The sequence below is a fragment of the Escherichia sp. HH26CH genome (assembly GCF_009820205.1).
Classification (GTDB): Bacteria; Pseudomonadota; Gammaproteobacteria; order Enterobacterales; family Enterobacteriaceae; genus Escherichia; species Escherichia coli_F.
Window position 1 is genome coordinate 98575 of record NZ_VNXM01000038.1, and the last position, 20226, is coordinate 118800.

Genomic DNA, 20226 nt, shown 5'->3' on the forward strand with positions numbered 1-20226 from the left:
TACCGCCTCTTTATACTCGGATTCACAGCACCTGCGGGTGGCAGTTCGCCGACCATTGCGATTTCCTTGAGATCCGAATTATGAAAATGACTTTGCCGTTTAAACCCCATGTGCTGGCGCTAATTTGCAGTGCCGGGCTTTGTTCCGCCTCTGCCGGGCTATATATAAAAAGCCGCACAGTGGAAGCGCCTGTGGAAGCGCAATCGACACAACTGGCTGCGCCTGACATCACCGCAGTTACGCTTCCTGCAACGGTTTCCGCACCGCCCGTAACGCCCGCCGTCGTTAAAACCGCATTCAGCACTGCGCAAATAGATCAATGGGTTGCACCTGTCGCGCTGTACCCCGACTCTTTGCTTTCACAAGTGTTAATGGCATCAACCTATCCGGCAAACGTTGCGCAAGCAGTGCAATGGTCGCACGATAATCCACTTAAACAAGGCGATGCTGCTATTCAGGCGGTATCTGACCAGCCGTGGGACGCCAGCGTCAAATCACTGGTAGCCTTTCCACAGTTGATGGCGTTAATGGGCGAAAACCCGCAATGGGTGCAAAACCTGGGCGATGCTTTTCTGGCGCAGCCGCAGGACGTGATGGACTCGGTACAGCGGTTGCGGCAACTGGCGCAACAAACCGGCTCGCTGAAGTCATCAACCGAACAGAAAGTTATTACCACAACGAAGAAAGCTATACCGGTAAAACAGACAGTCACGGCTCCCGTCATACCATCCAATACCGTTACAACTGCCAACCCTGTCATTACAGAGCCTGCAACAACCGTCATTTCCATTGAGCCCGCCAATCCTGATGTGGTCTATATTCCCAACTACAACCCAACCGTGGTTTACGGGAACTGGGCCAATACTGCGTATCCGCCGGTTTATCTGCCACCACCAGCCGGAGAACCGTTTGTTGACAGCTTTGTGCGCGGATTCGGCTATAGCATGGGCGTTGCTACTACATACGCACTATTCAGCAGCATCGACTGGGACGATGACGATCATGACCATCATCATGACGATGATGATTATCATCACCACGATGGCGGTCATCGTGACGGTAATGGCTGGCAACACAACGGCGACAACATCAATATCAACGTCAACAATTTCAACCGTATCACCGGTGAGCATCTTACTGATAAGAATATGGCATGGCGGCACAATCCAAACTACCGTGATGGTGTGCCCTATCATGATCAGGATATGGCAAAGCGGTTTCACCAAACCGATGTCAACGGCGGCATGAGCGCCACGCAGTTACCTGTTCCAACACGCGACAGCCAGCGTCAGGCGGCAGCAAGTCAGTTTCAGCAACGAACACACGCCACACCCGTCATTACGCGAGATACCCAACGTCAGGCAGCGGCACAGCGGTTTAATGAAGCTGAACACTATGGGAGCTATGACGACTTCCGCGACTTCAGCCGTCGCCAACCACTGACCCAGCAACAAAAGGACGCCGCTCGTCAGCGTTATCAGTCGGCCTCTCCTGAGCAGCGCCAGGCAGTCCGCGAGAGAATGCAGACTAACCCGCAGAACCAGCAGAGAAGAGAAGCGGCACGTGAGCGTATTCAGTCAGCCTCGCCTGAGCAGCGTCAGGCGTTGCGCGAGAAAATGCAGACTAACCCACAGAACCAGCAGCGAAGAGAGGCAGCGCGTGAGCGTATTCAGTCTGCCTCGCCTGAGCAGCGCCAGGTGTTTAAGGAAAAAGTACAGCAGCGCCCACAGAACCAACAGCAACGTGATAACGCCCGCCAGCGTATACAATCGGCATCACCTGAACAACGTCAGGTTTTTCGGGAGAAAGTTCAGGAGAGCCGCCCACAACGTCTAAACGACAGTAACCGTACTGCCCGATTGAATAACGAGCAACGGTCAGCAGTACGCGAACGTCTCTCTGAGCACGGAGCAAGGCGACTGGAAAGGTAAATTACAGACTTAAAAAAAGCGGCGTGGTTAGCCGCTTTTTTAATTACCGGATGTTCCGGCAAACGAAAAATTACTTCTTCTTCGCTTTCGGGTTCGGCAGGTCGGTGATGCTACCTTCGAACACTTCTGCCGCCAGGCCCACAGACTCGTGCAGAGTCGGGTGCGCGTGGATGGTCAGTGCGATGTCTTCAGCATCACAACCCATTTCGATTGCCAGACCGATTTCACCCAGCAGCTCGCCGCCGTTAGTACCGACAATCGCACCACCGATCACACGGTGAGATTCTTTGTCGAAAATCAGCTTGGTCATACCGTCTGCGCAGTCGGAAGCGATAGCACGACCAGAAGCAGCCCACGGGAAGGTGGCGGTTTCATAGCTGATGCCTTTCTCTTTCGCTTCTTTCTCAGTCAGACCAACCCATGCAACTTCTGGTTCTGTATAGGCGATGGACGGGATAACTTTCGGATCGAAGTAATGTTTTTTACCGGCGATAACTTCAGCGGCAACGTGACCTTCGTGAACACCTTTGTGTGCCAGCATCGGCTGACCGACGATATCGCCGATAGCAAAGATGTGCGGTACGTTGGTACGCAGCTGTTTATCAACGCGGATGAAACCACGGTCGTCCACTTCCACGCCCGCTTTGCCTGCGTCGAGGTTTTTACCGTTCGGCACACGACCAATCGCTACCAGCACGGCGTCGTAACGCTGCGGTTCAGCTGGTGCTTTTTTGCCTTCCATCGTCACATAAATGCCGTCTTCTTTCGCTTCAACGGCGGTAACTTTGGTTTCCAGCATCAGGTTGAATTTCTTGCTGATACGCTTGGTGAAGACTTTAACGATGTCTTTGTCAGCTGCCGGGATAACCTGGTCGAACATTTCAACCACGTCAATCTGTGAACCCAGCGCGTGGTATACGGTCCCCATTTCCAGACCGATGATACCGCCACCCATTACCAGCAGGCGTTCTGGTACTTCTTTCAGTTCCAGCGCATCTGTGGAGTCCCAAATACGCGGATCTTCATGCGGAATAAACGGCAGTTGGATCGGGCTAGAACCCGCTGCAATGATCGCGTTGTCGAAGTTGATCACGGTTTTGCCGTTCTCACCTTCCACTTCCAGGGTGTTCGCCCCGGTGAATTTACCCAGACCGTTGACCACTTTGACTTTGCGGCCTTTCGCCATACCAGCCAGACCACCGGTCAGCTGATTGATCACTTTCTCTTTCCAGGTACGAATCTTGTCGATATCGGTTTTCGGTTCGCCGAAGACGATACCGTGTTCAGCCAGCGCTTTGGCTTCTTCGATAACTTTTGCTACGTGCAGCAGTGCTTTAGAAGGGATACAGCCGACGTTCAGGCAAACACCGCCGAGGGTGTTGTAGCGTTCTACGATTACGGTTTCCAGACCTAAATCAGCGCAACGGAAGGCAGCGGAGTAACCTGCGGGGCCTGCCCCAAGTACCACGACCTGAGTTTTGATTTCAGTACTCATCATGACCTCTATATATTTATCTCCGGCGGGTCTGACGTTATTTTTATGACGCCCATCATCCACCGGGTCGTTCTATCCGTCGGTATTTTACAAAATTGTTAACAATTTTTAAACAACAAACGGCAACCGATTTGTCTATTCGCTAATAACCTCAATACATTCATGAGATTACCAGAAAAAAGCCGGCCGTTGGGCCGGCTCTTTTACTTACATCACCAGACGGCGAATGTCAGACAGCGTGTTGTTAATGATGGTAATGAAACGGGCACCATCAGCACCGTCGATCACGCGGTGGTCGAAGGAGAGAGAAATTGGCAGCATCAGACGCGGCACGAACTCTTTACCATTCCACACCGGCTCCATCGCGGACTTGGAAACGCCGAGGATAGCCACTTCCGGCGCGTTCACAATCGGCGCGAAGTGGGTAGTACCCAGGCCGCCGATGCTGGAGATGGTGAAGCAACCGCCCTGCATTTCGCCCGCAGTCAGCTTACCATCACGCGCTTTCTTAGAAATAGTCATCAGCTCGCGAGACAGCTCGATGATGCCTTTCTTGTTGACGTCTTTGAATACCGGAACAACCAGGCCGTTCGGGGTATCCACCGCCACACCGATGTTGATGTATTTCTTCAGAGTCAGACGCTGACCGTCTTCCGACAGAGAACTGTTGAAGCGAGGCATCTGCTCAAGTGCCGCAGCAACGGCTTTCATGATGAAGACAACTGGGGTTATCTTCACATCCAGCTTACGTTTCGCTGCTTCTTCGTTCTGCTGTTTACGGAACGCTTCCAGCTCAGTGATATCGGTTTTGTCGAAGTGAGTAACATGCGGGATCATCACCCAGTTACGGCTCAGGTTCGCACCAGAGATTTTCTGGATGCGGCCCAGTTCCACTTCTTCGATTTCACCAAACTTGCTGAAGTCCACCTTCGGCCACGGCAGCATGCCAGGGATACCGCCGCCAGTTGCCGCCGGAGCCGCTTCTGCACGTTTGATCGCTTCTTTCACGTAAGCCTGAACGTCTTCGCGCAGGATACGACCTTTACGGCCAGTGCCCTTCACTTTCGCCAGGTTAACGCCAAATTCGCGTGCCAGACGGCGGATCAGCGGAGTCGCGTGAACGTAAGCGTCGTTTTCAGCAAATTCAGATTTGCCTTCTGCTTTTGCAGCCGGTGCTGCTGCCGGAGCTTCAGCTTTTGCTGCCGGAGCCGGCGCTGCCGCTTCCTGTTTCGCAGGAGCTGCCGCAGGCGCTGCGCCTTCAACTTCGAAGATCATAATCAGCGAGCCAGTTTTCACTTTATCGCCAACGTTGACTTTCAGTTCCTTCACGACGCCTGCAAACGGAGCCGGAACTTCCATAGACGCTTTATCGCCTTCTACGGTGATCAGTGACTGTTCAGCGGCAACTTTGTCGCCCACTTTCACCATCACTTCGGTCACTTCAACTTCGTCACCGCCGATATCCGGAACGTTAACTTCTTTCACGCCAGCCGCTGGTGCAGGGGCCGCTGCCGGAGCCGCTTCCTGTTTAGCCGCCGGAGCTGCCGCGCCTGCTTCACCCGCGACTTCGAAGACCATAATCAGTGAGCCGGTAGACACTTTGTCACCCACGGTCACTTTGATCTCTTTCACGGTGCCTGCAAACGGAGCCGGAACTTCCATAGAAGCCTTGTCGCCTTCTACGGTGATCAGCGACTGTTCAGCTTCAACTTTGTCGCCCACTTTCACCAGGATTTCGGTCACTTCGACTTCGTCGCTGCCGATATCCGGAACATTTACGTCTTTTGCCGCCGCAGCCGCGGGTGCTGCTGCCGGAGCTGCTTCTTTCTTCTCTTCTGCCTGAGCAGGTGCAGCGTCAGCTGCACCGTCGGCGGAATCGAAAATCATAATCAGTGCGCCAGTCTGGGTTTTATCGCCCACAGAGACTTTGATCTCTTTAACGATACCCGCCTGCGGAGATGGAACTTCCATAGAGGCTTTGTCGCCTTCTACGGTGATCAGCGACTGTTCGGCTTCAACTTTGTCGCCCACTTTGACCAGGATCTCGGTGATTTCAACTTCATCAGCCCCGATGTCCGGTACTTTGATTTCGATAGCCATTATTCTTTTACCTCTTACGCCAGACGCGGGTTAACTTTATCTGCATCGATGTTGAATTTGGCGATTGCGTCAGCAACCACTTTCTTATCGATTTCGCCACGTTTAGCCAGTTCGCCCAGCGCCGCAACCACGACATAAGAAGCATCAACTTCGAAGTGGTGACGCAGGTTCTCACGGCTGTCGGAACGACCGAAGCCATCAGTACCCAGTACGCGGTAGTCGTCAGCCGGTACGTAAGTACGGACCTGCTCAGCGAACAGTTTCATATAGTCGGTAGATGCCACTGCCGGAGCGTCGTTCATCACCTGAGCGATATACGGAACGCGTGGAGTTTCCAGCGGGTGCAGCATATTCCAGCGTTCACAATCCTGACCATCACGCGCCAGTTCGGTGAAGGAGGTCACGCTATATACGTCAGAACCTACGCCATAATCTTTCGCCAGGATCTCTGCCGCTTCACGGACGTGACGCAGGATAGAACCGGAGCCCAGCAGCTGAACTTTACCTTTGCTACCTTCAATGGTTTCGAGTTTGTAGATACCTTTACGGATACCTTCCTCAGCACCTTCCGGCATTGCCGGCATGTGGTAGTTTTCGTTCAGCGTAGTGATGTAGTAGTAAACGTTCTCTTGTTTTTCACCGTACATACGCTCCAGACCGTCATGCATGATGACAGCAACTTCGTAAGCGTAAGCCGGGTCGTAAGAGATACAGTTCGGGATAGTCAGCGACTGAATGTGGCTGTGACCATCTTCGTGCTGCAGACCTTCGCCGTTCAGGGTGGTACGACCGGAAGTACCACCGATCAGGAAGCCACGTGCCTGCTGGTCGCCAGCAGCCCAGCACAAATCGCCGATACGCTGGAAGCCGAACATCGAGTAATAGATGTAGAACGGAATCATCGGCAGATTGTTGGTGCTGTAAGAAGTCGCCGCTGCCAGCCAGGAACAACCTGCGCCCAGCTCGTTGATCCCTTCTTGCAGAATCTGACCTTTCTCGTCTTCTTTATAGTAAGCAACCTGCTCGCGGTCCTGCGGGGTGTACTGCTGACCGTTCGGGCTGTAAATACCAATCTGACGGAACAGACCTTCCATACCGAAAGTACGCGCTTCGTCGGCGATGATCGGCACCAGACGATCTTTGATCGACTTGTTCTTCAGCATCACGTTCAGGGCACGAACGAAAGCGATAGTGGTAGAGATCTCTTTGCTCTGCTCTTCCAGCAGCGCGCCGAAGTCTTGCAGGCTCGGCAGCTCCAGCTTCTCGGTGAAGTTCGGCTGGCGGCTTGGCAGATAACCGTGCAATTTCTGACGCTGAGCGTGCAGATAGGTATGCTCTTCAGAACCTTCCGGGAAGGTGATGTACGGCAGTTTTTCGATATCAGCATCAGACACCGGCACATTGAAACGGTCGCGGATATGACGCACGCCGTCCATGTTCATTTTCTTAACCTGGTGCGCGATGTTTTTACCTTCAGCCGCGTCGCCCATGCCGTAACCTTTAATGGTATGAGCAAGGATTACTGTCGCTTTGCCTTTGGTTTCCTGCGCTTTCTTGAATGCAGCGTAGATTTTCTTCGGATCGTGACCGCCACGGTTCAGCGCCCAGATCTGCTCGTCAGTCCAGTCTGCAACCAGAGCTGCGGTTTCCGGATATTTACCGAAGAAGTGTTCACGAACGTATGCACCATCTTTCGATTTGAAGGTCTGGTAGTCGCCGTCAACGGTTTCGTTCATCAGCTGGATCAGTTTACCGCTGGTATCTTTACGCAGCAGCTCATCCCAACGGCTACCCCACATCACTTTGATCACGTTCCAGCCAGCACCTTCGAAGATGCCTTCCAGTTCGTTGATGATCTTGCCGTTACCGGTGACCGGGCCGTCAAGACGCTGCAGGTTACAGTTGATAACGAAGACCAGGTTATCCAGTTTTTCACGGGTAGCGATGGTGATCGCACCTTTGGATTCTGGTTCGTCCATCTCGCCGTCGCCGAGGAAGGCGTAAACGGTCTGTTTAGAAGTATCTTTCAGGCCACGGTGTTCCAGATATTTCAGGAATTTAGCCTGGTAAATAGCACCAATCGGACCCAGACCCATAGATACGGTCGGGAACTGCCAGAATTCCGGCATCAGTTTCGGGTGCGGATAGGAAGAGAGGCCATTGCCGTGAACTTCCTGACGGAAGTTATCCAGCTGCTCTTGAGTCAGACGACCTTCCAGGAAAGCACGTGCGTAAACGCCCGGGGAGATGTGGCCCTGGAAGTAAACCAGGTCGCCGCCATCCTGCTCGTTGCGTGCACGGAAGAAGTGGTTAAAGCACACATCATAAATGGTTGCGGACGACTGGAAGGACGCCATGTGGCCGCCCAGTTCGAGGTCTTTTTTCGACGCACGCAGAACCGTCATGATGGCGTTCCAGCGGATAGCTGAACGAATACGGCGTTCCAGTTCCAGATTACCCGGATACTCCGGTTGTTCTTCAACGGGGATGGTGTTGATGTAGTTGCTGATACCGGTGCCTGCGGCTACGTTGACACCGCCTTTGCGGGCTTCAGCAAGCAGTTGGTCGATCAGATACTGAGCACGCTCAACACCTTCTTCACGGATGACCGATTCGATCGCCTGGAGCCAGTCGCGAGTTTCGATCGGATCCACGTCATTTGGGAAACGTTCTGACATGGGTTATTCCTTATCTATCTAATAACGTTGAGTTTTCTGGAACCTGTCCCATTGAACTCTCGCCGGAAAGCTCAATAAGACAGGTTCTACGTTTAGTTGCCGCGCTTTTATATGCGCTTGATTTACAACATCTTCTGGATAATTTTTACCAGAAAAATCACTAATTCTTTCGTTGTTCCAGACGACGCAGAGAACGCTCACGGCGACTCTCTTCACGGCTTCTGTCGAGCAAAATTTCTTCGATAAAGGCCAGATGGCGATGCGATGCTTCGCGCGCTTCTTCCGGCTTACCGGCCATAATCGCTTCGAATATGCGAGTGCGGTGACTACTCACCAGCGGCAGCATCTCGCGACGCGAATAGAGCAATTCGAAGTTCTGACGGACATTCTGAGCCAACATCGGCTCCATACACCTTAGCAGATGAAGCAGAACTACATTGTGGGCTGCTTCGGTGACGGCAATCTGATACTGGAGGACGGCGTTTGATTCCGCGTCCAGATCGCCAGACTGCTGCGCCAGCTCTATGGCGTGGTGGAGTTCACGGATGCGTTCCTTGTCTTCATCGGTACTACGCAGCGCGGCGTAATAGGCGGCGATACCTTCCAGGGCGTGTCGTGTTTCGAGCAAGTCATACTGTGATTCAGGATGGTCGGAGAGCAGCTCCACCAGCGGATCGCTGAAACTTTGCCAGAGGCTGCTCTGAACAAAAGTGCCGCCACCCTGGCGACGAAGCAACAAGCCCTTTGCTTCGAGACGTTGAATCGCCTCACGCAAGGAGGGACGGGAGACGTCGAACTGTTTCGCCAGTTCGCGTTCCGGTGGGAGTTTTTCGCCCGGGCGGAGTGTGCCTTCGAGGATCAAAAACTCCAGTTGCTGCTCAATCACATCGGAGAGTTTTGGTTGGCGGATTTTGCTGTAGGCCATGAGTTCCTGTCTTAAGCCACTTGCCGAAGTCAATTGGTCTTACCAATTTCATGTCTGTGACGCTAAAGTAACAAAGTATTCACCTCATGTCCATACAGGTTTTGATTGAAATCATGAAACTGTGCACATTTTAACAAGTTGACATATATAACGTTTCAAAGTTGTAACTATGCACAAATGTAGACTTTACGTAGGAAAGGGATTTTTTAACGATTATTAAACTATAAAAATCCGAATTGAACCGATTCACTTACCAATTTATCGATTTTTAATTCAAAAATAATGAATTTATATTCATTCTGTATGTTGAGGGGATTTGAGGCTGACCTTTACAAACGGTTCCTTTTTAAGCAACTCATCTTCAACCATGCATAAAGAGGGTGCATTCGCTGCCGCATACCATTATTCTTTATCTGACGGAAGTCCTTTTGTAACAATTCAAACGTCTTTGATGTAAACAAATCAATACAAAAAACGGAATTGCAAACTTACACACGCATCACTGCGTAGATCAAAAAAACAATCACCGTACGAGGTTTCATGATGGAAGGTCAACAGCACGGCGAGCAGCTAAAGCGCGGCCTTAAAAACCGCCATATTCAGCTTATCGCGCTGGGTGGCGCGATAGGGACCGGGCTATTTCTGGGTAGCGCCTCCGTAATACAGTCCGCAGGGCCAGGGATTATCCTGGGTTACGCCATTGCTGGTTTTATCGCCTTTCTGATCATGCGTCAGCTAGGTGAAATGGTGGTCGAAGAACCTGTCGCAGGCTCCTTTAGCCACTTTGCTTATAAATACTGGGGCAGTTTTGCCGGTTTCGCTTCTGGCTGGAACTACTGGGTACTGTACGTTTTAGTTGCCATGGCAGAGCTGACTGCCGTGGGTAAATACATTCAGTTCTGGTATCCGGAAATCCCCACCTGGGTTTCTGCCGCCGTGTTCTTTGTGGTGATCAACGCCATCAACCTGACAAACGTAAAAGTGTTTGGCGAGATGGAGTTCTGGTTTGCCATTATCAAAGTTATCGCAGTGGTGGCGATGATCATCTTCGGCGGCTGGCTGCTATTCAGCGGCAACGGCGGACCGCAGGCGAGTGTTAGCAACCTGTGGGATCAGGGTGGTTTCCTGCCGCACGGCTTTACCGGACTGGTGATGATGATGGCGATTATCATGTTCTCTTTCGGCGGTCTGGAACTGGTGGGGATCACCGCAGCAGAAGCTGATAATCCGGAGCAAAGCATTCCAAAAGCGACTAACCAGGTTATCTACCGCATCCTGATTTTCTATATTGGTTCGTTAGCCGTTCTGCTCTCCCTGATGCCATGGACCCGCGTTACTGCTGATACCAGTCCGTTTGTACTGATCTTCCACGAATTGGGCGATACCTTTGTGGCGAATGCGCTGAACATCGTGGTACTGACTGCTGCGCTCTCCGTGTACAACAGCTGCGTATATTGCAACAGCCGTATGCTGTTTGGTCTGGCACAACAGGGCAACGCGCCAAAAGCGCTGGCGTCTGTCGACAAACGCGGTGTACCGGTTAACACTATTCTGGTGTCTGCGCTGGTTACGGCATTGTGCGTGCTGATTAACTACCTTGCACCGGAATCCGCATTCGGACTGTTAATGGCGCTGGTGGTATCTGCACTGGTCATCAACTGGGCGATGATTAGCCTGGCGCATATGAAATTCCGTCGCGCCAAGCAGGAACAAGGCGTGGTAACTCGCTTCCCTGCTCTGCTTTATCCGCTGGGTAACTGGATCTGCCTGCTGTTTATGGCGGCGGTACTGGTGATTATGCTGATGACCCCAGGAATGGCGATTTCGGTATACCTGATCCCGGTATGGCTGATCGTGTTAGGTATCGGCTATCTGTTTAAAGAGAAAACCGCCAAAGCCGTAAAAGCGCATTAATCTCTCTACGCCCTCACCCGTGCAGGGTGAGGGCAATAATCTTTACACCAACGCCCCGTAAATCGTCAGTAGCGCAATTACCACCACGACCACGAACGAGGTTTTCTTCGCCATGGAAACCGCTGCCTTCGGCGTCTCCACCTTATCGACATGCGGTTCACGCGCCAGAGAGAACTGTGCCAGACGTGTTAATACCTGATATTGCGAAGTATGGAAATCACCCAGCGAAGCAAACCAGGCCGGTAACGCTTTTTCCCCATGACCGATCAAGGCATATACCACACCCGCAAGACGAACCGGCACCCAATCCAGTACATGAAGCACGGCATCAATGCCGGACTGTAAACGATGATGCGGCGTCTGGTAACGCGCCAGCCAGTATTGCCATGCACGCAAAAACGCATACCCCATCAGCGTAACGGGTCCCCAGGTTCCCCCCACAATCAGCCAGAACAACGGAGCAAGATAAAAACGAAAGTTAATCCACAGCAATGCATTTTGCAGCTCACGCAAATACTCACGTTCATCGCAGCCTGCCGGGACGCCGTGAATCATGGTGAGTTCGCCAGCCATCGTGGCACGGGCATGGCTATCATTACGTGAAGCAGCTGTCAGATAAGCATGATAATGAAGACGAACTTTACCTGCGCCAATACACAGCAAACCAATCAGCAGCCACACCAGCAGCGTGGGAACGTTGAACAACACTCCCTGCAATGCGCGTAACAGTAAAAAAGTCACGCCCATCGCAATAATGGTCATGCCTAATGTGCGCCCGAGAGAAAAATGTTTCACCCGCCGAAAGAACGCTTCAAGACGATGATCAAGCTGCCAGTGCTCGCCCAACTTAAACAGGCGCTCGAAAATTAACACCAGTAAGGTTGTAAATAGCGTCATGTTGTCTCCTTGCTGACCAGTGCACGAAACCGTGCCCAATCAAATGCAGGACCGGGATCGGTTTTCCGATCCGGCGCAATATCACAATGGCCCGTCATGTTATTAGCGATATCTGGATAGCGATCAATCAGTGCCCGCGTAACCGCCGCAAGCTGTTGATACTGCGCATCGGTATACGCCAGCGTATCGGTGCCTTCCAGCTCAATCCCAATAGAAAAATCATTGCAGCGTTCGCGCCCTTGATACTGAGAGACTCCGGCATGCCAGGCACGTTTATCGAAAGGAACATACTGGACTATTTCACCATCGCGGCGAATCAAACAGTGAGCGGAGACGCGCAAATGGGCGATCTCAGCAAAGAAAGGATGTGCCTGCGGATCAATAGTTCCAGTGAATAATGCGTCGATCCACGGACCGCCAAACTCGCCTGGCGGCAGGCTAATATTGTGCACCACCAGCAGGGTGGGTGTTTCGTCATCCGGGCGGCAATCGTAATGTGGTGAGGGAACGCGGCGCGCGCCAACCAGCCACCCCTGTTCTAACAACATGCAGGATCTCCTTATATGTGGTGCTAATACCCGGTTCAGAGTAGCATGTTTCTACCTTATGATTCGTTAGCTATCTGGAGTTTTAACATGCCGCCTCGCCGCTATAACCCTGACACCCGACGTGACGAGCTGCTGGAACGCATTAATCTCGATATCCCCGGCGCGGTGGCCCAGGCGCTGCGGGAAGATTTAGGCGGAACAGTCGATGCCAACAATGACATTACGGCAAAACTTTTACCGGAAAACTCTCGCTCTCATGCCACAGTGATCACACGCGAGAATGGCGTATTTTGCGGCAAACGCTGGGTTGAAGAGGTGTTTATTCAACTGGCAGGCGACGATGTCACCATAATCTGGCATGTGGATGACGGCGATGTCATCAACGCCAAACAACCCTTGTTCGAACTTGAAGGTCCATCCCGCGTGCTGTTAACGGGCGAACGCACTGCACTTAATTTTGTGCAAACCCTTTCAGGGGTTGCCAGTAAGGTACGCCACTATGTCGAATTACTGGAGGGCACCAACACGCAGTTGTTGGATACGCGCAAAACCTTACCCGGCCTGCGTTCAGCTCTGAAATACGCGGTACTTTGCGGCGGCGGAGCGAATCACCGCCTGGGGCTTTCTGATGCCTTCCTGATCAAAGAAAACCATATTATTGCCTCCGGCTCAGTGCGCCAGGCGGTCGAAAAAGCGTCCTGGCTGCACCCAGATGCGCCAGTAGAAGTCGAAGTAGAGAATCTGGAAGAACTTGATGAAGCCCTGAAAGCAGGTGCCGATATCATCATGCTGGATAACTTCGAAACAGAACAGATGCGCGAAGCTGTCAAACGCACCAACGACAAGGCGCTACTGGAAGTGTCTGGCAACGTCACTGACAAAACACTGCGCGAATTTGCCGAAACGGGCGTGGACTTTATCTCCGTCGGTGCGCTAACTAAACACGTACAGGCACTCGACCTTTCAATGCGTTTTCGCTGATTGCTGACAGATTTATCCGCTCCATCGCGGGCGGATAATCTCCCCTTTCCCAACTTTCTTCGTAACGCCTCGCAAATTTCTTGTCTTTCGCTGCAACGTAATAAAAAACTCCGGAAGCTGCTTTCCCGTTTCGTTTTTTGCCCCTCGCTTGTGCTGATGGCGTTTGCCAAAGTAGCGCCAACCAAATCAAGGAGCGAAACAAATGGACAAGCAACGCGGTTTTACACTTATCGAACTGATGGTGGTTATTGGCATCATTGCCATTTTAAGCGCCATTGGTATTCCCGCTTATCAAAACTACCTGCGCAAAGCCGCACTCACCGACATGCTACAAACCTTTGTGCCTTACCGTACCGCCGTAGAGTTGTGCGCGCTGGAACATGGTGGATTAGATACCTGCGACGGTGGCAGCAATGGCATTCCCTCGCCTACCACCACCCGCTATGTTTCAGCCATGAGTGTGGCAAAGGGCGTGGTGTCGCTGACCGGGCAAGAAAGTCTCAATGGGCTAAGCGTCGTCATGACACCGGGTTGGGATAACGCAAACGGCGTCACCGGCTGGACGCGCAACTGCAATATTCAAAGTGACAGCGCATTGCAGCAAGCCTGCGAAGATGTCTTTCGCTTTGATGACGCCAACTAAGGAGCGGCAATGAATATTCCACAGCTCACCGCCCTGTGTCTGCGTTATCAGGGAGTCTTGCTGGATGCCAGCGAAGAGGTGGTTCATGTTGCGGTGGTCGATGCCCCTTCGCATGAGCTACTGGACGCATTGCATTTCGCTACCACCAAACGTATTGAGATCACCTGCTGGACGCGCCAACAAATGGAAGGTCACGCCAGTCGCACCCAACAGACATTGCCCGTAGCTATTCATGAGAAGCATCAGCCCAAAGCAGAGTTGCTGACTCGAACGTTACAATCTGCGCTGGAACAACGCGCGTCTGATATTCATATCGAACCAGCGGACAATGCCTACCGCATCCGCTTGCGTATCGACGGTGTATTGCATCCTTTACCGGATGTTTTACCGGATGCCGGAGTCGCATTAACCGCCAGATTAAAAGTGCTGGGCAACCTGGATATTGCGGAACATCGCCTGCCGCAGGACGGGCAATTCACTGTCGAACTGGCAGGAAACGCCGTCTCATTTCGTATTGCGACCTTACCATGCCAGGGTGGTGAAAAGGTGGTATTAAGGTTGTTACAGCAGGTGAGCCAGGCACTGGATATCAACACGCTGGGGATGCAGCCGTTACAACTGGCGGACTTTGCTCATGCCTTGCAACAACCACAGGGACTGGTGCTGGTAACTGGCCCTACAGGCAGCGGCAAAACGGTCACGCTTTATAGTGCCCTGCAAACGCTAAATACCGCTGACATTAATATTTGTAGCGTCGAAGATCCGGTTGAGATCCCCATAGCCGGACTAAACCAGACGCAAATCCATCCGCGTGCCGGTCTTACCTTTCAGGGCGTTTTGCGTGCGTTATTGCGCCAGGACCCTGACGTCATCATGATCGGAGAGATCCGCGATGGCGAAACAGCAGAGATCGCTATTAAAGCGGCGCAAACCGGTCACCTGGTGTTGTCTACCCTACACACCAATTCCACCACTGAAACGCTGGTACGTTTACAGCAAATGGGAGTCGCCCGCTGGATGCTCTCATCGGCGCTTACGCTGGTAATAGCCCAGCGTCTGGTACGTAAACTTTGCCCACATTGTCGCCTGCAGCAAGGGGAGCCCATCCATATTCCAGACAATGTATGGCCGTCGCCGCTGCCCCGCTGGCAAGCACCCGGTTGTGTACATTGCTACCACGGTTTTTATGGTCGCACGGCCTTATTTGAAGTTCTGCCCATAACACCGTTCATACGTCAGCTTATTTCCGCTAATACCGACGTTGAATCGCTGGAAACGCACGCCCGACAGGCGGGTATGCGAACGCTTTTTGAAAACGGCTGCCTGGCCGTGGAGCAAGGCTTAACCACCTTTGAAGAGTTAATCCGCGTATTGGGAATGCCACATGGCGAGTAAGCAACTCTGGCGCTGGCGTGGCATAACCGGCGACGGCAATGCGCAAGATGGGATGCTATGGGCAGAGAGCCGTGCTTTGCTGCTCATAGCACTACAGCAACAGATGGTTACCCCACTTAGCCTGAAGCGAATCGCCATCAATTCTGCGCAGTGGCGAGGAGATAAAAGCGCGGAAGTCATTCATCAACTGGCGACGCTACTCAAAGCCGGGTTAACCCTTTCTGAAGGGCTGGCACTGCTTGCGGAACAGCATCCCAGTAAGCAATGGCAAGCGTTGCTGCAATCACTGGCGCTCGATCTCGAACAGGGCGTTGCCTTTTCCAATGCCTTATTACCCTGGTCAGAGGTATTTCCACCGCTCTATCAGGCAATGATCCGCACGGGGGAATTGACCGGTAAGTTAGATGAATGTTGCTTTGAACTTGCTCGACAGCAAAAAGCCCAGCGTCAGTTAGCCGATAAAGTGAAATCAGCGTTGCGTTATCCCATCATCATTTTAGCGATGGCAATAATGGTGGTTGTGGCAATGCTGCATTTTGTACTGCCGGAGTTTGCTGCTATCTACAAGACCTTTAACACCCCATTACCAGCGCTAACGCAGGGGATCATGACGCTGGCAGACTTTAGTGGCGAATGGGGCTGGCTGCTGCTGTTGTTCGGCTTACTGCTGGCAATAGCCAATAAGTTGCTGGTGCGCCGCCCGACCTGGCTCATCGTGAGGCAAAAATCACTGTTACGCATCCCAATTATGGGTTCACTGATGCGAGGACAAAAACTCACGCAGATCTTTACGATCCTGGCGCTGACACAAAGTGCAGGCATTACTTTTTTACAGGGCGTAGAGAGCGTCAGAGCAACAATGCGCTGTCCGTATTGGGAGCAACTTCTGACACAAATCCAGCACGATATTAGTAACGGTCATCCCATCTGGCTGGCGCTAAAAAATGCCGGTGAGTTTAGCCCGCTCTGTTTGCAATTAGTGAGAACAGGAGAGGTATCCGGCTCGCTGGATCTCATGTTAGACAACCTCGCCCGTCATCATCGGGATAACACCATGGCGCTGGCGGATAACCTTGCAGCCTTGCTCGAACCGGTGTTGCTGGTCATAACGGGAGGAATTATCGGTACGCTAGTGGTGGCAATGTATTTGCCAATTTTCCATTTAGGCGATGCGATGAGTGGGATGGGATAACGCTGGCGTGTTACTCCACGCCAGCATTGGGAGATTACAGATTGTTGAAGATGCGGTTTTCTTGTTCCTGTACACGGATAAACGTGGTGCGCTTGGTCAGCTCTTTCAGACGTGAAGCCCCAACGTATGTACAAGCTGAACGCAGGCCGCCCAAAATATCACGCGCGGTATGTTCAACCGGGCCTCGCAGCGGCAGCTTAACGGTTTTACCTTCTGCTGCGCGATATTCCGCAACGCCGCCAACGTGACGTTTCATCGCAGACTCGGAGCTCATGCCGTAGAACAGCATAAATTTCTCGCCGTTCTCCTCAACGATGCGACCACCGCTCTCTTCGTGGCCCGCCAGCATGCCGCCAAGCATGACGAAATCGGCACCGCCGCCAAAGGCTTTCGCGACATCGCCTGGCGTGGTGCAGCCACCGTCGCTGACGATCATTCCGCCCAGACCATGCGCAGCATCGGCACATTCGATCACCGCAGAAAGTTGCGGATAACCGACGCCTGTTTTGACGCGAGTTGTACAAACAGAACCGGGGCCAATGCCAACTTTAACGATATCAGCACCGGAGAGGATAAGCTCCTCACACATTTCACCAGTCACTACGTTGCCAGCACAAATGGTTTTGGTCGGCCACGCTTCACGCGCTTTCGCAACGAACTGCACGAAGTGTTCAGAATAACCATTCGCCACATCAATACAAACGAAGTTTAATGCCGGGTTCAGGTCGAGAATCTGTTTAGTTTTTTCGAAATCCGCATCAGACGTACCGGTAGAAACCATCACATGTTTCAGCACATCAGCGGAAGAATTGTTGATAAACGCTTGCCACTCTTCGACAGAATAGTGTTTATGCACAGCAGTCAGAATATCAAAAGAAGCCAGCGCAGAGGCCATAGAAAATGTGCCTACGGTGTCCATATTTGCGGCGATAATCGGCACGCCGGACCAGCTCTGACCTGAATGTTTGAAGGTGAATTGACGTTCCAGTTCAACATCGGAACGGCTTTTAAGAGTGGAGCGTTTAGGGCGGATGAGAACGTCTTTAAAACCTAACTTCAGATCTTCTTCAATACGCATGTGCGGATTCCTGGGGTTAATGGCTATAAGGGTAAGAGCGCAACTCCAGTGACGCTATCATACGCACTAATCAATGCGGCGCAAGACTGCGAAATTGTCTTTTTTTACGCTACAATCCCATAAATTTACCTGGTAAATAGTGAGCGAACGTTTCATCAATTTCGCTTTCGTGCGCTCATTTTTAACGTTTTGATAATCATGATGAATTCCCGGGAATATAAATTATGAGGTATATAGTTGCCTTAACGGGAGGCATTGGCAGTGGCAAGAGTACCGTTGCCAATGCGTTTGCTGATCTCGGAATTAACGTCATTGATGCCGATATTATTGCTCGTCAGGTGGTTGAACCAGGTGCACCTGCGCTACATGCCATTGCTGATCACTTTGGCGCTAACATGATTGCTGCTGATGGAACATTGCAGCGCCGGGCCTTGCGCGAGCGGATTTTCGCCAACCCGGAAGAGAAAAACTGGCTTAACGCCCTGCTGCATCCGCTGATTCAGCAAGAGACGCAACACCAGATCCAGCAAGCATCTTCCCCCTATGTACTTTGGGTTGTGCCATTGCTGGTAGAAAACTCATTGTATAAAAAAGCGAATCGAGTGCTGGTGGTGGATGTCAGCCCAGAAACGCAACTTAAACGCACCATGCAGCGCGATGATGTCACTCGCGAGCATGTCGAACAAATCCTTGCTGCTCAGGCAACGCGCGAAGCTCGCCTTGCCGTGGCAGATGACGTCATTGATAATAACGGCGCACCGGATGCTATCGCATCGGATGTTGCCCGCCTGCACGCACACTATTTGCAGCTTGCGTCGCAGTTTGTCTCACAGGAAAAACCGTAATGCAGACCCAGGTCCTTTTTGAACATCCACTAAATGAAAAAATGCGTACATGGCTGCGCATTGAGTTTTTGATTCAGCAACTCACCGTTAATCTACCCGTCGTTGACTACGCTGGCGCTCTGCATTTCTTCCGCAATGTCAGTGAATTACTGGATGTTTTCGAGCGCGGCGAAGTCCGTACTGAGCTGTTGAAAGAACTTGACCGCCAGCAGCGCAAACTCCAGACCTGGATTGGCGTGCCTGGCGTGGACCAGAGCCGTATTGAAGCATTAATTCAGCAGTTAAAAGCGGCGGGGAGCGTATTAATTTCCGCGCCGCGTATCGGGCAATTTCTGCGTGAAGATCGTTTGATTGCTCTGGTGCGTCAGCGACTGAGCATCCCAGGCGGCTGTTGTAGCTTTGATTTACCTACATTGCACATTTGGCTGCATCTACCCCAGGCGCAGCGCGACAGCCAGGTAGAAACCTGGATTGCCAGCCTGAACCCGCTCACCCAGGCACTTACCATGGTGCTGGATTTAATTCGCCAGTCGGCCCCCTTCCGTAAACAAACCAGCCTGAATGGTTTTTATCAGGATAACGGTGGCGATGCCGACTTGCTGCGCCTGAATCTGTCACTCGATTCACAGCTTTATCCGCAAATTTCCGGTCATAAGAGCCGTTTTGCCATTCGTTTTATGCCGCTGGACAGTGAAAACGGACAGGTACCGGAACGTCTGGATTTCGAACTGGCCTGTTGCTAAGGAGTAAAAATGTCAGAAACTATTACGGTGAATTGCCCAACCTGCGGGAAAACGGTGGTGTGGGGTGAAATCAGCCCGTTTCGGCCATTTTGTTCCAAACGTTGCCAGCTGATCGACCTCGGAGAATGGGCTGCTGAAGAAAAACGAATCCCCAGCAGTGGCGATCTTTCCGAAAGCGATGACTGGAGCGAAGAGCCAAAGCAGTGACATTTTATCTGATGCGACGCTGGCCTGATAAGACGCGGGCAGCGTCGCATCAGGCATCGTGTGCAAATGTCGGATGCGGCGGGAACGCCTTATCCGACCTACAAGACCTTACATATCAACGTGTTAAAATTGTAGATACTGATAAGACGCGCCAGCGTCGCATCGGGCATCTTGTGCAAATGTTGGATGCGGCATAAACGCCTATCCGACATACACACGCTTAAGCTTCGCAAGTACCGGTTCATTGGCTGGCGGAAAATCATCGGCATTCAGACCAACCAGCGACATCCACTCACCGGGTTGCCCTTCTTTACCCCACGGCTCCCCTTCCCAGCTTTCGACCAGCCAGAACCACAGTGTTATATGCCTGTCCGGGAATTCATATTCCAGTTTTTCAAATAGCGAATAATGTTGTGGGGTAATCCCGACTTCTTCCTGAAGTTCACGCACCACCGCCTGTTCCGGCGTTTCGCCCATTTCAATTTTACCGCCAGGAAACTCCAGTTTATTCGCCATGTGCGCATCTGCGGCGCGACGGGTTATAAAGATTTCATTGTTCTCGTTGCGAATAATACCTACCGCAATTTGCAGCTTTTTCATTGTCTTAAACCTATAAAAAAGGCGCAGAATCCTGCGCCTTTTACTTCAACTGTT

General features: G+C 52.0%; 18 protein-coding genes. 9 read left to right on the top strand and 9 right to left on the bottom strand.

Going from position 1 to position 20226, the window contains the following annotated elements:
* Positions 1-80 precede the first annotated feature (80 nt).
* On the top strand, positions 81-1931 hold the full coding sequence (locus FQ015_RS12440; RefSeq protein ID WP_160524110.1) for a DUF3300 domain-containing protein: 1851 nt from the start codon (positions 81-83) through the stop codon (positions 1929-1931).
* A gap of 70 nt (positions 1932-2001) precedes the next feature.
* Here FQ015_RS12440 and lpdA read toward each other — a convergent pair whose 3' ends face one another.
* The 4 genes from lpdA to pdhR all read right to left on the bottom strand — a co-directional run bounded on the left by lpdA (position 2002) and on the right by pdhR (position 9129).
* Positions 2002-3426: a dihydrolipoyl dehydrogenase gene (gene lpdA, locus FQ015_RS12445; RefSeq protein ID WP_097416145.1), complete on the bottom strand. Its 1425-nt coding sequence runs from the start codon at positions 3424-3426 to the stop codon at positions 2002-2004.
* A gap of 207 nt (positions 3427-3633) precedes the next feature.
* Positions 3634-5526 carry a pyruvate dehydrogenase complex dihydrolipoyllysine-residue acetyltransferase gene (aceF, locus tag FQ015_RS12450; protein ID WP_000963544.1) on the bottom strand — a complete coding sequence of 631 codons (1893 nt, stop codon included), beginning with the start codon at positions 5524-5526 and terminating at the stop codon, positions 3634-3636.
* Positions 5527-5540: 14 nt separating this feature from the next.
* Positions 5541-8204 carry a pyruvate dehydrogenase (acetyl-transferring), homodimeric type gene (gene aceE, locus FQ015_RS12455; protein ID WP_000003820.1) on the bottom strand — a complete coding sequence of 888 codons (2664 nt, stop codon included), beginning with the start codon at positions 8202-8204 and terminating at the stop codon, positions 5541-5543.
* A 160-nt stretch (positions 8205-8364) separates the two neighbouring features.
* Entirely contained in the window at positions 8365-9129 is a 765-nt protein-coding gene (gene pdhR / locus FQ015_RS12460; protein WP_000331776.1) for a pyruvate dehydrogenase complex transcriptional repressor PdhR, read from the bottom strand.
* Between the two features lie 540 nt (positions 9130-9669).
* Between pdhR and aroP the strand changes: the two genes are divergently transcribed.
* On the top strand, positions 9670-11043 hold the full coding sequence (gene aroP / locus FQ015_RS12465) for an aromatic amino acid transporter AroP (RefSeq protein ID WP_000969912.1): 1374 nt from the start codon (positions 9670-9672) through the stop codon (positions 11041-11043).
* 42 nt (positions 11044-11085) lie between these two features.
* Here aroP and ampE read toward each other — a convergent pair whose 3' ends face one another.
* Positions 11086-11940 (bottom strand): beta-lactamase regulator AmpE, encoded by an 855-nt coding sequence (gene ampE, locus FQ015_RS12470; RefSeq protein ID WP_000172005.1) that lies wholly within the window; start codon positions 11938-11940, stop codon positions 11086-11088.
* Positions 11937-12488, bottom strand: coding sequence for a 1,6-anhydro-N-acetylmuramyl-L-alanine amidase AmpD (gene ampD, locus FQ015_RS12475; protein ID WP_000923726.1), 552 nt, complete (start codon positions 12486-12488; stop codon positions 11937-11939). Before ampD ends, ampE begins: the two co-directional genes overlap by 4 nt.
* Positions 12489-12575: 87 nt before the next feature.
* Between ampD and nadC the strand changes: the two genes are divergently transcribed.
* From nadC to hofC, 4 genes are all read left to right on the top strand, one after another.
* On the top strand, positions 12576-13469 hold the full coding sequence (gene nadC / locus FQ015_RS12480; protein WP_160524111.1) for a carboxylating nicotinate-nucleotide diphosphorylase: 894 nt from the start codon (positions 12576-12578) through the stop codon (positions 13467-13469).
* 202 nt (positions 13470-13671) lie between these two features.
* Positions 13672-14112, top strand: a complete 441-nt coding sequence (ppdD, locus tag FQ015_RS12485) for a prepilin peptidase-dependent pilin (RefSeq protein WP_000360904.1) — start codon at positions 13672-13674, stop codon at positions 14110-14112.
* A 9-nt stretch (positions 14113-14121) separates the two neighbouring features.
* A complete protein-coding gene (gspE, locus tag FQ015_RS12490; protein ID WP_032302388.1) occupies positions 14122-15507 on the top strand; it encodes a type II secretion system protein GspE in 1386 nt (461 codons plus the stop codon).
* The gene (gene hofC, locus FQ015_RS12495; RefSeq protein ID WP_039021825.1) at positions 15497-16699 is read left to right on the top strand and encodes a protein transport protein HofC; all 1203 of its coding nucleotides are present in this window, start codon (positions 15497-15499) and stop codon (positions 16697-16699) included. The genes gspE and hofC overlap by 11 nt, the downstream gene beginning before the upstream one ends.
* 34 nt (positions 16700-16733) lie before the next feature.
* Here hofC and guaC read toward each other — a convergent pair whose 3' ends face one another.
* Entirely contained in the window at positions 16734-17777 is a 1044-nt protein-coding gene (guaC, locus tag FQ015_RS12500) for a GMP reductase (RefSeq protein ID WP_039021824.1), read from the bottom strand.
* 155 nt (positions 17778-17932) lie between these two features.
* Positions 17933-17977, bottom strand: a complete 45-nt coding sequence (locus FQ015_RS23970) for a protein YacM (protein WP_120795372.1) — start codon at positions 17975-17977, stop codon at positions 17933-17935.
* Positions 17978-18001: 24 nt separating this feature from the next.
* Between FQ015_RS23970 and coaE the strand changes: the two genes are divergently transcribed.
* The 3 genes from coaE to yacG are packed head-to-tail and all read left to right on the top strand — an operon-like array spanning position 18002 to position 19572.
* Complete coding sequence (coaE, locus tag FQ015_RS12505) at positions 18002-18622, top strand: dephospho-CoA kinase (protein WP_001269512.1); 621 nt, start codon at positions 18002-18004, stop codon at positions 18620-18622.
* Complete coding sequence (gene zapD, locus FQ015_RS12510; protein WP_001194743.1) at positions 18622-19365, top strand: cell division protein ZapD; 744 nt, start codon at positions 18622-18624, stop codon at positions 19363-19365. Before coaE ends, zapD begins: the two co-directional genes overlap by 1 nt.
* Before the next feature lie 9 nt (positions 19366-19374).
* Entirely contained in the window at positions 19375-19572 is a 198-nt protein-coding gene (gene yacG / locus FQ015_RS12515; protein WP_000005042.1) for a DNA gyrase inhibitor YacG, read from the top strand.
* A gap of 201 nt (positions 19573-19773) precedes the next feature.
* Here the strand turns inward: yacG and mutT are convergent, their stop codons facing one another.
* Complete coding sequence (gene mutT, locus FQ015_RS12520) at positions 19774-20172, bottom strand: 8-oxo-dGTP diphosphatase MutT (RefSeq protein ID WP_000736034.1); 399 nt, start codon at positions 20170-20172, stop codon at positions 19774-19776.
* Between the last annotated feature and the right edge of the window lie 54 nt (positions 20173-20226).